Source organism: Streptococcus sp. 151470009-6, from assembly GCF_053628175.1.
In genome coordinates, this window is record NZ_JBSEZF010000001.1 from 216,366 (window position 1) to 230,746 (window position 14,381).

Consider the following 14,381-nt stretch of genomic DNA (forward strand, 5'->3'; position numbering starts at 1 on the left):
ATTGCTAGGGCCTTTATTTTTTGCTAAAATGGTTGAAAATCCTTTCTAAGGAGGGAAAGTATGGAATCAATCTTTTTAAAACTAGCCCAGTATCCAATAGTGGAGACAGAGCGTTTAGTGCTTAGACCTGTAACTTTGGATGATGCAGAAGCTATGTTTGAGTATGCCTCGGACAGAGAAAATACGCGCTACACTTTTCCAACCAATCAAAGCTTGGAAGAAACCAAGAATAACATTGCTCAGTTCTACTTGGCCAATCCCTTAGGACGGTGGGGAATAGAACTAAAAAGCAATGGTCAGTTTATCGGTACCATTGATTTGCACAAGATTGATACTGTTCTTAAGAAGGCAGCTATTGGTTACATTATCAATAAAAAGTATTGGAATCAAGGATTGACAACAGAAGCCAATCGAGCCGTGATTGAGCTGGCTTTTGAGAAGATTGGAATGAATAAGTTAGTTGCTTTACACGATAAGGAAAATCCCGCATCTGGCAAGGTCATGCAGAAATCAGGCATGCGCTTTTCCCATGCAGAACCATACGCTTGTATGGACCAGCACGAAAAAGGACGAATCATCACAAGAGTTCATTATGTCTTGATCAAGGAAGACTATTTTGCAAATAAATAAGCAGTTGAAAAGAAATTTTCGACTGCTTTTTTTCTTTCTCTTGCGAATAACTTAAGAGAGGAGAAAATATGGAAGCAATTATCGAGAAAATCAAAGAGTATAAAATCATTGTCATCTGTGCTTGTTTGGGTTTGGCCTTAGGCGGTTTTTTCCTGCTAAAGCCAAGTTCACAAACATCTGTGAAAGAAACAAATTTGCCGGCTGAAGTTGCTGCTATTTCAAAGGATTCATCGTCTGAAAAAGAAGTGAAGAAGGAAGAAAAGGAAGAGGCTCTGGAACAAGATCAGATTACAGTGGATGTAAAAGGTGCCGTTAAATCGCCCGGGATTTACGATTTGCCAGTAGGAAGTCGGGTCCATGATGCGGTTCAGAAGGCTGGTGGCTTGACAGAGGAGGCAGATAGTAAGTCGCTCAATCTCGCTCAGAAAGTCAGTGACGAGGCTCTGGTCTACGTCCCGAGTAAGGGAGAAGAAGCAACTAGTCAGCAGGCTGCCTCTGGAACGTCTCCTTCGACAAGTAAAGAAAAGAAGGTCAACCTCAATAAAGCTAGTCTGGAAGAACTCAGGCAGGTCAAAGGCTTGGGAGGAAAACGAGCTCAGGATATTATCGACCATCGCGAGGCAAATGGGAAATTCAAGTCGGTAGATGAATTAAAGAAAGTCTCTGGCATTGGGGCTAAGACCATAGAAAAGCTAAAAGATTATGTCACAGTGGATTAAGAATTTCCCTATCCCCCTAATCTATCTGAGTTTTCTGTTACTCTGGCTTTACTACGCCATTTTTGGAGCGTCCTATCTCGCACTGCTAGGTTTTGTTTTTTTGCTAGTCTGTCTCTTTATCCAATTTCCTTGGAAATCGGCTGGTAAAGTACTAGCGATTTGTGGAGCCTTTGGCTTTTGGTTTCTGTTTCAAAACTGGCAACAGACACAAGCTGGTCAAGACTTAGTTGCGTCTGTAGAGAAGGTGAGAATTTTACCAGATACTATTAAGGTCAATGGAGATAGTCTGTCCTTTCGTGGCAAGGCTGACGGACGCACTTTCCAAGTTTACTATAAACTCCAGTCCGAGGAGGAGAAAGAGCAATTTCAAGCCTTGACAGAGCTCTATGAGATAGAACTAGAAGGAAAACTTTCCGAGCCAGAAGGCCAGAGAAATTTTGGTGGATTTGACTACCAAGCCTATCTGAAAACTCAGGGGATTTACCAGACACTGACTATCAAGAGCATCCAGTCACTTAAAAAGGTTAGCAGTTGGGATATAGGTGAAAATTTGTCGGCTTTACGTCGAAAGGCTGTAGTTTGGATCAAGACGCACTTTCCAGACCCTATGCGCAACTATATGACAGGGCTTCTTTTTGGACATCTGGATACGGACTTCGAGGAGATGAATGAGCTCTATTCTAGTCTAGGAATTATCCACCTTTTTGCCTTGTCAGGTATGCAGGTAGGATTTTTTATGGATGGGTTTAAGAAGCTCCTTTTGCGATTGGGCTTGACTCAAGAAAAGTTGAAGTGGCTGACCTATCCTTTTTCCCTTATCTATGCAGGTCTGACAGGATTCTCAGCTTCGGTCATTCGCAGTCTCTTGCAAAAGTTACTGGCCCAACATGGTGTTAAGGGTTTGGATAATTTTGCCTTAACGGTTCTTGTCCTCTTTATCATCATGCCCAACTTTTTCCTGACAGCAGGAGGTGTCTTGTCCTGCGCTTACGCCTTTATCTTGACCATGACTAGTAAAGAAGGGGAGGGGCTCAAGGCTGTTGCTAGAGAAAGTCTGGTCATTTCCTTGGGAATATTGCCCATTTTGTCCTTTTATTTTGCAGAATTTCAGCCTTGGTCCATCCTTTTGACCTTTGTCTTTTCTTTCTTGTTTGACTTGGTTTTCTTACCGCTTTTGTCTATCTTATTCATTCTGTCTTTTGTTTACCCAGTCACTCAGCTTAACCTTATCTTTGAGTGGTTGGAGAGCATCATTCGCTTGGTATCGCAGATGGCAAGTAGACCCTTGGTCTTTGGACAACCCAACGCATGGCTTTTGATTCTTCTCTTAGTTTCATTGGCCTTGGTCTATGACTTTAGGAAAAATGTCAAAAGACTAGCAGGATTCAGTCTCTTTATCGTAGGGCTCTTTTTCATAACCAAGCATCCACTTGAAAATGAAATCACCATGCTGGATGTAGGGCAGGGAGAAAGCATTTTTCTAAGGGATGTAACTGGTAAAACCATTCTCATAGATGTCGGTGGAAAGGCAGAATCCGACAAAAAAATCCAAGCTTGGCAGCAAAAGTCGACAACCAGCAATGCCCAGAGGACTTTGATTCCCTATCTTAAAAGTCGAGGAGTAGATAAGATTGATCAGCTGGTTTTGACCAACACTGATAAAGAACATGTCGGAGATTTGCTAGAGCTGACCAAGGCTTTCCATGTAGGGGAGATTTTAGTATCAAAAGGAAGTTTGACACAGAAAGAATTTGTGGCAGAACTACAAGCTACTCAAACCAAGGTACGCAGTGTGACAGCAGGGGAGAATTTTCCGATTTTTGGCAGTTACTTAGAAGTCCTATCTCCAGGGAAGATTGGAGATGGGAATCGTGATGATTCTCTCCTTCTTTATGGAAAACTCTTGGATAAGCACTTTCTCTTCACTGGAAACTTGAAAGAGAAGGGAGAGAAGGATCTTCTAAAGCAATACCCTGATTTAGAGGTGGATATCTTGAAAGCAGGTCAACATGGTTCAAAGACTTCATCTAGTCAAGCTTTTTTAGAGAAGCTCAAACCGCACATTACTCTCATTTCAGTTGGAAAGAGAAATCGTGCCAAACTTCCCCATCAGGAAACCTTGACACGATTAGAAACTATCAAGAGTAAGATTTACCGAACAGACCAGCAAGGAGCCATTCGCTTTAAAGGATGGAATAGTTGGCGAATGGAAACAGTGCGATAAAATAGATAAACTTTTTTGAAAAAATAACTTTTTATCTTGACAAGGAATAGAAAACTTGGTATCATATAAAAGTTGAGAAAAGCAGAAGTGAGAGCTTCTCGCCTTGTGACATCAAGTTGCCTGGCCCTACGGATGAAAAGTTTCTAAGAAACGCTATCATAACGTGCGGGCTTGTATCATTACGGGCCCGCTCTTGTTTTTCTCTAATAATAAAAAAGAGGTGAAAACCATAGCAAAGCAAGACTTATTCATCAATGATGAAATTCGTGTACGTGAAGTTCGCTTGATTGGTCTTGAGGGAGAACAGCTAGGTATCAAGCCACTCAGCGAAGCGCAAGCATTGGCTGATAGTGCAAATGTTGACTTAGTATTGATTCAACCCCAAGCAAAACCGCCTGTTGCTAAAATTATGGACTACGGTAAGTTCAAATTTGAGTATCAGAAAAAGCAAAAAGAACAACGTAAAAAACAAAGTGTTGTTACGGTGAAAGAAGTTCGTCTGAGTCCAACGATTGACAAGGGTGACTTTGACACAAAACTTCGCAATGCACGCAAGTTCCTTGAAAAAGGAAATAAAGTTAAGGTATCCATTCGCTTTAAAGGGCGTATGATCACCCATAAAGAGATTGGTGCAAAAGTTTTAGCCGAGTTTGCTGAAGCAACACAAGATATTGCGATCATCGAACAACGAGCTAAGATGGATGGACGCCAAATGTTCATGCAGTTGGCGCCAGCAACTGACAAAAAATAAGTGTCAGAAAGTTAAATAAAGGAGAAAAAATCATGCCAAAACAAAAAACACACCGCGCATCAGCTAAACGTTTCAAACGTACAGGTTCTGGTGGACTTAAACGTTTCCGTGCTTACACTTCTCACCGTTTCCACGGAAAAACTAAGAAACAACGTCGTCATCTTCGTAAAGCATCTATGGTGCATTCAGGAGATTTCAAACGTATCAAAGCAATGCTTACTCGCTTGAAATAATAGCCTAACAGTAAGTAAACAATTCTAGGAAATATTTGGAGGAAATAAAACATGGCACGTGTTAAAGGTGGCGTTGTATCACGCAAACGTCGTAAACGTATTCTTAAATTAGCAAAAGGTTACTATGGAGCTAAACACATCTTGTTCCGTACTGCAAAAGAACAAGTAATGAACTCTTACTACTATGCATACCGTGACCGTCGTCAGAAAAAACGTGACTTCCGTAAATTGTGGATCACTCGTATCAATGCGGCAGCTCGTTTGAACGGACTTTCATACTCACAATTGATGCATGGTTTGAAATTGGCTGAAATCGAAGTTAACCGTAAAATGCTTGCTGACTTGGCTGTTAACGATGCAGCAGCTTTCACAGCTCTTGCAGATGCAGCTAAAGCAAAACTTGGTAAATAATAATTAACTGTTTCATTCTTACTCTCGTAGTTTTTATCGCAGGAGTAGGGTGAAACTTTTTTATTTACCATAAATGATTTTCTATTTTAAAGAGTAAATCACAGATTTTTTCAAAGAAAATAGGATATTTCTTGTATAATAGGAATATCTAAAAAGATTTGGAGTTAGAAGAAGATGATAGTAGGTATTGATTTAGGGACGACTAATTCATTAGTAGGGGTATATCAAGATGGCCAGGTCAAGCTGATTCCCAATGCTTTTGGTGAGTATTTGACTCCATCTGTTGTGGCTTTAGATGACAATGATGAGATTATAGTTGGAAAAATTGCCAAGGAACGCTTGGTGACCCACCCAGATAAGACGATTTCTCAGTTCAAGCGTTTTATGGGGACTAAGCATGAATTAACGTTAGGAAATCGAGCATATAAGGCTGAAGAATTAAGCTCTTTTATCATTCGAAAGTTGGTAGATGATGCAGAGACCCATCTTGGAGAAAAGGTCGAGGAAGTGATTGTCAGTGTACCAGCCTATTTCAATGATGCTCAACGCTATGCGACCAAACTAGCAGGGAAATTTGCAGGCGTTCAGATTGATCGGATTATCAATGAACCCTCTGCAGCGGCTCTTGCTAAAAGATCTATGGTAAACCAAGAAGATCAATCTTTTATTGTGGTCGATTTTGGCGGTGGGACTCTTGATATTTCAGTTGTAGAGCTTTTTGATAACATTGTCGAAATCATGTCAATTGCAGGGGACAATCGTTTGGGAGGAGAAGATTTTACTGCGGCTATTGCTGAGGAATTTTTAGTCTCCAATCAATTAACCAAGGATACGATTTCCCGAGAATTTTATAGCAAAATTCTGGTACAGGCTGAAAAGACTAAGCTGGAACTTAATGATAAAGAAGAAGTGAAGATGACAGTTCTGGACCAAGATCAGGAATACACTCTAGACTTGAGCTACCAGCGTTTTTATGAGCTTTGTCAACCTCTGCTAGCCCGTGTTAAGGCCGTTTTGGACCGTGCCTTGATGGATGCACGTTATAGCTATGTATCATCTGATAACTTTGTTCTTGTTGGGGGGACTTCGAAACTCCGCTTGGTTCAGGACTTTATATCCTACTGTATCAATCAAGTGGTGCAGGTTTCGGATGATCCTGATCGGATGATTGCGAGAGGTTGTGCCCTTTTAGCAGGAATAAAAGAACGGAAGGGTGAGATACGTGATTTGTTGCTGTCTGATATTTGTCCTTTTACACTAGGGATTGAGATAGTTGGAGATCGTTTTTCGCCGATTATCGAGCGAAATTCCACCCTACCTGCTTCACGCATTGAGCAGTATTATACTGCTGAATTGGGACAGAGCCAAGTCAAGATAAAGGTCTATCAAGGTGAGATGATGAAGGCATCACAAAACCTGTTTCTAGGTGAATTAGAAGTTCCCGTACCTGTGAATACTCGCGAAAAAGAAAGTTTAACAGTTCGTTTTACCTATGATTTAAATGGAATTTTGGATGTCGAAGTGAAAATTGATTCCACACAGGAAGTCTTTAGTCATGTTATTCTCCAAGATAGCATTACCCTGACAGAAAAGGAAATCAAGGTTAAGCAAGCAGAATTGTCTCGCTATAAGATCAATGCTCAAGAAACAGAGGTTTACCGATTCTTGATGGAGAAAGCAAATCGTCTTTACAGTATGCTTTTAGGAAGAAGAAGGGAAGAACTGATGGCATCAACTAGACAATTTGAAGAAGAAGTAAAGCAAGCTTCTATGTACCACCTACCTAAACTCTATCAATCATTTTCAAACTACCTAGAGTTCCTAGAGCGAGGACTGTAAAAGAGGAGACGTTATGAATATATGGGAAACTTTAGGGATAGAGCCAACGACTGATGTCAAGCTTATTAGAAGGCGTTATGCTGAACTAGTTCGGCTCTATCACCCAGAAGACCAACCAGAAATTTACCAAGAAATTGTTGAAGCATACCAAAAAGCCTTGACTTATGCGAGGTCTAGAAAAACGAGACTAGAAAATAGTCTAAGAAAAGCGAGTGACTCTCAAAAAGCTACTGAACTGGAAGAAGAGGCAAATGGAAAGCCTAACTCTAGTCTCAACTTTGAAAACTTGACTGAAGAAACGAAAATTGAGAACGAAGAGTCTGAAACATCAAGTCTTGATTTCAGTGATTATCAGCAATCAACTGATAAAACCAGCGATTCCTTTAACTTTGAAACTTTTAAAGCAGAAGAGGATGAGCCAAATTCCACCCTTGACTTTAGTAGTTATAATGAAGCAGCCTATTTAATTCGAAATGCGATTGAAAGTATTGTTGGGAATGATGACTATAACCAAGAGGAACAAGAGCATCTATGGCGTCAGTTCTTTAGTCAATATCAGTATGATATGGATATTGTTCAATCCGTTTTAGAGGAAATGGATGTTTATATTTTCAACAAATCGGAGCAATTTTCTATCGTCATTCCTTTGCTGGAATACTATGTACCTGACTTTCGATACTGGGGATATTACTATAAACTCAAGTACTGGCAAGTTAAAAGAGATATAGCAGAAGAGGAAGGAAGTTCACTTGAAAGCGCACAAGAAGCCACTGAACAATTCTCTTATTCCTATCAACTTTGCCAAGAAATTTTTCAAGATTCTAACAAAGCAAATCAATTAAGTTCTTGGATAGAGTTTTTCAAGCACCCCTATTTGGCCTTTATGGTCTTGGATCAAGTAAATCAGAATCGTCAAATAATCAAAAGCGTTCCTGTTTTAACCTATATCCTTGAAAAAAACCGACAAGTCATGTATGAAGAGGATTATCCACTCTTGGATGACTTAGCTGATTACATAGAGCAAGTAAAAGAGGAGCTGGGAGAAAACGTTGACTTTAGTCACTACGCTCTAGATAATCCAGATGAAGTTGAGGCAGCCTTTTATGAGTTGCTCCATGCCTACTATGAAGACGAGTATAAACTGTTACGTGATTGGCAGTATCTTTTTGAATCAGTCAAAGATCACACGCTCCTACTTGATTTGTTAGAAAAGGTGGACGTCTATCCTTTAACCAATGGAAAAGTGTTAGCTCTCGTTCTTCAATTTGTAGAGCGTTACAGTGATGAGGAAGCAAATCCATATCTGAAAAAGCTTCATTTCTGGAAGAGTGTCCAGTCTTATCCTTCAGTGGTAGAGGAGTACGCACTAGATAAAAAAGAAAATTTTGACTACTGGTACAATGAAGGTTATCTCTATATTGATAAGCTCACCAAGAGTGATGAAGATATCAATGATTGGGAGAAGTGGAAAAGCTACTTTAAAGGAAGACCACGCATTCTAACGGTTTTGCTTCAACAGATCTATAAGGAGTACCATCGGTTTACAGACGGGGAGCTCTTGAGATATGTTTTAACTCCTTTTCCGACCTCTAAAATGGCTAGCCAAATGATGACGGAAGAGACAGACCAGAAACTAGAAGAGATGACAGCCTATGCCTATGAACTTTGTCATCCAAAGGCCAAGTTATCTTATTCGGATTGGAAAAAAAGACAGGTCCTTAAAAATAAGTTTCTTAAGATATTCTTTAGCCTCTTTACGATTGTGAGTCTGATACTCAGTGTTCTAGAGGAACCTGGTTATAATTCTTGGGTCCATGCTGGTATGTTGTCTCTCTTTTACGTCTATATGCTAAAACTAAGGCAAACACCAATTGAGGAAGGAGTGACAGCTAGGGGTTCAAAACGAAAATTCTACCACAGTCCCCATCCATGGTTCCTATTCATCTTGTTATTGCTCCTCGTCACTCCATTCTTACCGTTTGGTCTTATTGGGGCCCTTATTTTCATTTCATTTTTCTGTCTTATCGATGGCTTCCAGGTGAGTCAAGGGCTGAAGTGGGATTATTCTTTGGATAAGCTGATTCCTATCGGTATCTTTCTTTCTTCTGGCTTCTTATCCGCTTTGGTAAATCGAAGCCAGATCATTTCCGGAGTTGCAATGATGTACTTCCATATTTTTGCAATCCTTGTGATTTGCTTGTCATTTACAAGATTTAGTCCCGGGTTTCCACCATCATTGAAAAAAATTCTCCTTCCAGCAATCTTGGGAATTCTACTCTTTCAAATGTTGCCTTACATTCATAACCGTTTAGACATCTTTAATCCGTATATTCTACGAAATGAGACTCTGACCATAACAGTTGTCCTCTTGTTAAATGGAATTGCCTTGTCTTATTTTACAAAGGAACAAGGCTTCATGATTGGTGTAAAGAAGGTCTTTATGATTTATGGATTGCAAATCTTTATTTTCCTAAGAAGACTGTTCCGGATTCTATTTGCACCTATACCTGATTTTAGCAAAGTTTATTTTGAAAAAGACCTGTTAATCTTGAATAGCGAATTTGCTTTCTACTTCCTCGAGGGACTCTTTTTCCTTATCCTGCTTTTCCTTATTGGCAATATACGCAAGGAAAATCGGAAAAATTCTGTATAGAATGAAATCACAGAGAAGAGGACTCTAGTTCAAGTTCCTAGTAAATTTTTCTGAATAAAGGTATAATGGAACTAATCAAATGAAAGAGGTAATGAAAATGGCTTCAAAAATGCTACACACTTGCTTGCGAGTAGAAAACCTTGAAAAATCAATCGCATTCTATCAAGATGCTTTTGGTTTTAAAGAGTTGCGTCGCAAGGATTTCCCAGATTATGCTTTCACGATTGTCTATCTAGGACTTGATGGTGATGACTACGAGTTGGAATTGACCTATAACTATGACCACGGCCCCTATGTGGTAGGAGATGGCTTTGCCCATATCGCCCTCAGTACACCTGATCTTGAGGCACTTCATCAAGAACATAGCGCGAAAGGCTATGAGGTTACAGAGCCAAAAGGCCTACCTGGAATCCCACCAAACTATTACTTTGTCAAGGATCCTGATGGCTACAAAGTCGAAGTGATTCGTGAAAAATAATCCAGTACAGTCAAGTAGAATGTTCGTTTTCTACTTGACTTTTTTACTTTGAAAGAGTATACTAATACAAATTTAACCTTTAAGGGGAGTCCAGAGAGACTCACAAGGTGTCAGATAAAAGGAATAGGGAACTCTCTGTGGAGACTTTTTAGGTGTGCGCATGAATTCTGTCCTATCTCGACTGAGACCTTGCAATAGCAAGGTCTTTTCTTTATCTGGTCCCCTTAAAATTTAAGGAGGAAAAGTCATGAATCCCACATGTAAGAAGCGTATGGGTGCGATTCGTTTGGAAACCATGAAAGTGGTTGCACAGGAGGAAATTGCGCCAGCAATCTTTGAATTAGTCCTAGAAGGAGAAATGGTTGAAGCCATGCGAGCAGGCCAATTTCTCCATCTGCGCGTGCCTGACGATGCCCATCTCTTGCGTCGTCCTATTTCAATCTCATCTATTGACAAGGCAAACAAGCAGTGTCGCCTCATTTATCGGATTGAAGGTGCTGGGACCGCTATTTTTTCAACATTAAGTCAGGGTGATACACTTGATGTGATGGGACCTCAGGGAAATGGTTTTGACTTGTCTGACCTTGACGATCAGAGCAAAGTTCTCCTCGTTGGTGGTGGGATTGGTGTTCCACCCTTGCTCGAAGTAGCCAAGGAATTGCATGCGCGTGGGGTGAAAGTAGTGACAGTCCTCGGTTTTGCCAACAAGGATGCTGTTATTCTCGAAACCGAATTGGCCCAATATGGGCAGGTCTTTGTAACGACAGATGATGGTTCTTATGGCATTAAGGGAAATGTGTCAGTCGTCATCAATGATTTAGACAGTCAATTTGATGCTGTTTACTCATGTGGAGCTCCAGGAATGATGAAGTACATCAATCAAAGATTTCATGACCACCCAAGAGCCTATCTATCTCTAGAATCTCGTATGGCTTGCGGGATGGGGGCCTGCTATGCCTGCGTTCTAAAAGTGCCAGAAAGTGAGACGGTTAGCCAACGCGTCTGTGAAGATGGTCCTGTTTTCCGCACAGGAACAGTTGTATTATAAGGAGAAAGTCATGACTACAAATCGCTTACAAGTTTCTCTACCAGGCTTGGACTTGAAAAACCCCATCATACCAGCATCAGGCTGTTTTGGTTTTGGTCAGGAGTATGCCAAGTACTATGATTTAGATCTTTTAGGCTCCATTATGATCAAGGCGACGACACTTGAACCCCGTTTTGGCAATCCAACTCCCAGAGTAGCTGAGACACCTGCTGGTATGCTCAATGCAATCGGCTTGCAAAATCCTGGTTTAGAAGCTGTTTTAGCTGAGAAATTGCCTTGGTTGGAAAGAGAGTATCCTACGCTTCCTATCATTGCAAATGTTGCAGGCTTTTCAAAACAAGAGTACGCTGCTGTTTCTCGTGGAATTTCCAAGGCAGCTAATGTAAAAGCAATTGAGCTCAATATCTCTTGTCCGAATGTGGATCACGGCAATCACGGACTTTTGATTGGGCAAGACCCTGATCTAGCTTATGAAGTGGTAAAAGCGGCTGTGGAAGCCTCTGATGTACCAGTTTATGTTAAGTTAACCCCTAGTGTAACGGATGTTGTCACTATTGCTAAAGCCGCAGAAGATGCAGGAGCAAGTGGCTTAACCATGATCAATACCCTTGTCGGTATGCGCTTTGACCTCAAAACTCGCAAACCAATCTTAGCCAATGGAACGGGTGGGATGTCTGGTCCAGCAGTTTTTCCAGTAGCCCTCAAACTCATCCGACAAGTCGCCCAAACAACTGACCTGCCCATCATTGGAATGGGGGGAGTGGATTCTGCTGACGCAGCGTTAGAAATGTATCTGGCTGGTGCCTCTGCCATCGGAGTTGGAACAGCCAACTTTACCAATCCTTATGCCTGTCCTGATATCATCGAACATCTACCAAAAGTCATGGATAAATATGGCATTAGCAGTTTGGAAGATCTCCGTCAGGAAGTCAAAGGCAGTCTGAGATAAGCTAGGTCTTCCTTATCGTCAACAAGAAACAGAATCTTCATCAATTTGTAATATTTCCGTCTATTAACTATGTTACAATAGGGATTAGAAAACGTTATTGGAGCATTTAAATGAAACGATGGGAAGTGGCCCTAGTAAGTGCTAGCTTATTGGGGTGTTTTTTTACTGTAGTGGAGACAGCAAAAGCAGAAGAGGGAACGTGGCAAGGAAAGACCTACCTCAAAGCAGATGGGAAACTAGCAACCAAGCAATGGCTTTTTGACCAAACGCATCAGAAGTGGTTTTATCTTAAAGATGATGGTCAACGTGCGGAAAACGGTTGGTTGACTGTTGCTGGCAAGGACTACTATTTTGATGCTAATGGATTTTTGGCTACAAATACTTGGGTCAACCAATATTATGTCAATTCTAGTGGTGCCAAGGTTAAGGACCAGTGGCTTTTTGACCAAGAAGGACAGAGTTGGCTTTACCTCAAGGCTGATGGTCAGAGAGCCAAAAACGAGTGGATTAGTCAAGGGCAGGAAAAATATTACCTGAAAGAAGATGGCAAGATGGCCAAAGATGAGTGGATCACTCAAGGTAAAGACCAGTACTATGTCAATTCTCAAGGGAAAATCTTAAAAAATACCTGGCATGGCTCTCACTACCTATCTGATAAAGGAAATAAGGTAAAACAGGCTTGGATCTATGATGCTAATTATAGCAGTTGGTTCTACCTGAAAGCGGATGGCAACTACGCAGAAAACGGTTGGCAAACAGTTAAAGGGAAAGATTATTACTTCAAACAGGGTGGTTATCTGGCTACAAATACCTGGCTTGGAAAATCTTATGTAACTTCAAGTGGCCATAAGGCGAAAACAAGCTGGATTTTCGATAAGAACTACGAATCATGGTTCTATCTCAATGCCGAAGGCGACTATGTTGAAAAAGGCTGGCAAACAATTGATGGAAAAGATTACCATTTCAAATCAGGTGGCTATCTTTCTACAGAAAGTTGGATTGACCGCTTCTATGTTGCTAAGAGTGGTGCCAAACTAAAATCAGAGTGGTTCTTTGATAAAAATTACCAGTCTTGGTTCTACCTGAAAGAGGACGGAACCTATGCTGAAAAAGGTTGGAAAACTATTAAAGGCAAGGATTACCATTTCAAATCAGGCGGCTACCTTTCTACAGAAACTTGGATTGACCGCAGTTACGTGACAAGTAGTGGAGCAAAAGCAGGAAAGGGCTGGCTCTTTGATAAGAAATATAACTCTTGGTTCTACATCAAGGCTGATGGAAATTACACCAACAAAGAATGGGTCTGGGATAATGGCTACTATTATCTCAAATCAGGTGGCTATATGGCTTCAAATGAGTGGGTTTGGTACAAGAATAACTGGTTCTATCTCAAGTCGAATGGGAAGATGGCAGAAAAAGAGCTGATTTATGATTCAGTTAACCAAGCTTGGTACTATCTCAAATCAGGCGGCTATATGGCACAAAATGAAACTGTAGATGGTCATACCTTGGATGCCTCTGGTAAGTGGCATGTTGCGGATAAAACCAAGTATTACAAAGTTAAACCAATCACTGCCTATGTCTATAGTGCATCTGGAGAAATTTTGAGTTACATTAACCAAGGAAGCATCGTTTCACTGGATAGCTCGACCCGCAAAGGAGGCAGACTTGCAGTTTCGATTTCTGGCTTGTCTGGCTATATGAATCAAAGTGATTTGACAGCAGTGGATGAAGGAAGCGAGTTTATCCCACATTATACTAGTGATGGGAAATTCCTCTACCATGAACTCTCTCCTTACACGAGTATCAAAGTAGCTCCACACACATCTGCTATGGTTATTGGTAAGAAGTACTACTCGACTGATGGTGAGCATTTTGATGGCTTTACGGTTAAAAATCCTTTCCTCTATAAAAACTTGAGAGAGCCAAGTAATTATAGTGCAGCTGAGTTGAATAAAATTTACTCCATGATGAACTTGCAGGATAGTCCTCTAGCAGGTAAAGGAGCGACTTTCAAAGAAGCTGAGGAACGTTACGGTGTCAATGCCCTTTACTTGATGGCCCATAGTGCCCTTGAAAGTGCTTGGGGTCGCAGTCAAATTGCCAGAGATAAGAACAACTTCTTTGGTATTGCGGCTTATGATACGAGCCCTTATCTCTCAGCCAAGAGCTTTGATAATGTGGATAAAGGAATTCTAGGAGCTGCCAAGTGGATTCGTGAGAATTACATTGACTACGGCAGAGACCACCTTGGAAACAAGGCGACCGGAATGAATGTTCGCTATGCTTCTGATCCTTACTGGGGTGAGAAAATAGCCAGCATCATGATGACCATCAATAGTAGACTTGGTGGGAAAGACTAATCAAAAAAATCAACGGTAATTACTGCAAAGTGGTTATCGTTTTTTTAATAGACAATGAGTTGATTGAATAGCTTTACAAACTT

Annotated in this window: 12 protein-coding genes and 1 other annotated feature; all 12 genes read left to right on the forward strand. The window is 40.8% G+C overall.

Going from position 1 to position 14,381, the window contains the following annotated elements; all coding sequences use genetic code 11:
• The first annotated feature begins 60 nt into the window (after window positions 1-60).
• A complete protein-coding gene (locus tag ACUW6H_RS01175) occupies window positions 61-630 on the forward strand; it encodes a GNAT family N-acetyltransferase (protein WP_454359940.1) in 570 nt (189 codons plus the stop codon).
• 68 nt (window positions 631-698) lie between these two features.
• Complete coding sequence (locus ACUW6H_RS01180) at window positions 699-1,349, forward strand: helix-hairpin-helix domain-containing protein (RefSeq protein ID WP_454359942.1); 651 nt, start codon at window positions 699-701, stop codon at window positions 1,347-1,349.
• Window positions 1,333-3,573, forward strand: a complete 2,241-nt coding sequence (locus ACUW6H_RS01185; protein WP_454359944.1) for a DNA internalization-related competence protein ComEC/Rec2 — start codon at window positions 1,333-1,335, stop codon at window positions 3,571-3,573. The genes ACUW6H_RS01180 and ACUW6H_RS01185 overlap by 17 nt, the downstream gene beginning before the upstream one ends.
• 73 nt (window positions 3,574-3,646) lie before the next feature.
• Window positions 3,647-3,778: a sequence feature (ribosomal protein L20 leader region), on the forward strand.
• A gap of 15 nt (window positions 3,779-3,793) precedes the next feature.
• The gene (gene infC, locus ACUW6H_RS01190) at window positions 3,794-4,324 is read left to right on the forward strand and encodes a translation initiation factor IF-3 (protein ID WP_000848184.1); all 531 of its coding nucleotides are present in this window, start codon (window positions 3,794-3,796) and stop codon (window positions 4,322-4,324) included.
• Window positions 4,325-4,356: 32 nt separating this feature from the next.
• Window positions 4,357-4,557, forward strand: a complete 201-nt coding sequence (gene rpmI / locus ACUW6H_RS01195; protein ID WP_001125942.1) for a 50S ribosomal protein L35 — start codon at window positions 4,357-4,359, stop codon at window positions 4,555-4,557.
• Window positions 4,558-4,608: 51 nt separating this feature from the next.
• On the forward strand, window positions 4,609-4,968 hold the full coding sequence (gene rplT, locus ACUW6H_RS01200) for a 50S ribosomal protein L20 (RefSeq protein WP_000124830.1): 360 nt from the start codon (window positions 4,609-4,611) through the stop codon (window positions 4,966-4,968).
• A 174-nt stretch (window positions 4,969-5,142) separates the two neighbouring features.
• Window positions 5,143-6,807, forward strand: coding sequence for an Hsp70 family protein (locus ACUW6H_RS01205; RefSeq protein WP_454359951.1), 1,665 nt, complete (start codon window positions 5,143-5,145; stop codon window positions 6,805-6,807).
• Between the two features lie 13 nt (window positions 6,808-6,820).
• Window positions 6,821-9,460: a J domain-containing protein gene (locus tag ACUW6H_RS01210; protein WP_454359953.1), complete on the forward strand. Its 2,640-nt coding sequence runs from the start codon at window positions 6,821-6,823 to the stop codon at window positions 9,458-9,460.
• A gap of 97 nt (window positions 9,461-9,557) precedes the next feature.
• A complete protein-coding gene (gene gloA, locus ACUW6H_RS01215) occupies window positions 9,558-9,938 on the forward strand; it encodes a lactoylglutathione lyase (protein WP_454359955.1) in 381 nt (126 codons plus the stop codon).
• A 247-nt stretch (window positions 9,939-10,185) separates the two neighbouring features.
• Complete coding sequence (locus tag ACUW6H_RS01220) at window positions 10,186-10,986, forward strand: dihydroorotate dehydrogenase electron transfer subunit (RefSeq protein ID WP_454359957.1); 801 nt, start codon at window positions 10,186-10,188, stop codon at window positions 10,984-10,986.
• Window positions 10,949-11,935: a dihydroorotate dehydrogenase gene (locus ACUW6H_RS01225; protein WP_454359959.1), complete on the forward strand. Its 987-nt coding sequence runs from the start codon at window positions 10,949-10,951 to the stop codon at window positions 11,933-11,935. The genes ACUW6H_RS01220 and ACUW6H_RS01225 overlap by 38 nt, the downstream gene beginning before the upstream one ends.
• A gap of 110 nt (window positions 11,936-12,045) precedes the next feature.
• Window positions 12,046-14,298 carry a glucosaminidase domain-containing protein gene (locus tag ACUW6H_RS01230; RefSeq protein ID WP_454359961.1) on the forward strand — a complete coding sequence of 751 codons (2,253 nt, stop codon included), beginning with the start codon at window positions 12,046-12,048 and terminating at the stop codon, window positions 14,296-14,298.
• Window positions 14,299-14,381 lie beyond the last annotated feature (83 nt).

Bases quoted from the DNA above. Each gene is read 5' to 3' on its own strand.
- ACUW6H_RS01175 (WP_454359940.1), top strand. From the start codon at position 61: ATGGAATCAATCTTTTTAAAACTAGCCCAGTATCCAATAGTGGAGACA.
- ACUW6H_RS01180 (WP_454359942.1), top strand. From the start codon at position 699: ATGGAAGCAATTATCGAGAAAATCAAAGAGTATAAAATCATTGTCATC.
- ACUW6H_RS01185 (WP_454359944.1), top strand. From the start codon at position 1,333: ATGTCACAGTGGATTAAGAATTTCCCTATCCCCCTAATCTATCTGAGT.
- rpmI (WP_001125942.1), top strand. From the start codon at position 4,357: ATGCCAAAACAAAAAACACACCGCGCATCAGCTAAACGTTTCAAACGT.
- rplT (WP_000124830.1), top strand. From the start codon at position 4,609: ATGGCACGTGTTAAAGGTGGCGTTGTATCACGCAAACGTCGTAAACGT.
- ACUW6H_RS01205 (WP_454359951.1), top strand. From the start codon at position 5,143: ATGATAGTAGGTATTGATTTAGGGACGACTAATTCATTAGTAGGGGTA.
- ACUW6H_RS01210 (WP_454359953.1), top strand. From the start codon at position 6,821: ATGAATATATGGGAAACTTTAGGGATAGAGCCAACGACTGATGTCAAG.
- gloA (WP_454359955.1), top strand. From the start codon at position 9,558: ATGGCTTCAAAAATGCTACACACTTGCTTGCGAGTAGAAAACCTTGAA.
- ACUW6H_RS01220 (WP_454359957.1), top strand. From the start codon at position 10,186: ATGAATCCCACATGTAAGAAGCGTATGGGTGCGATTCGTTTGGAAACC.
- ACUW6H_RS01225 (WP_454359959.1), top strand. From the start codon at position 10,949: ATGGTCCTGTTTTCCGCACAGGAACAGTTGTATTATAAGGAGAAAGTC.
- ACUW6H_RS01230 (WP_454359961.1), top strand. From the start codon at position 12,046: ATGAAACGATGGGAAGTGGCCCTAGTAAGTGCTAGCTTATTGGGGTGT.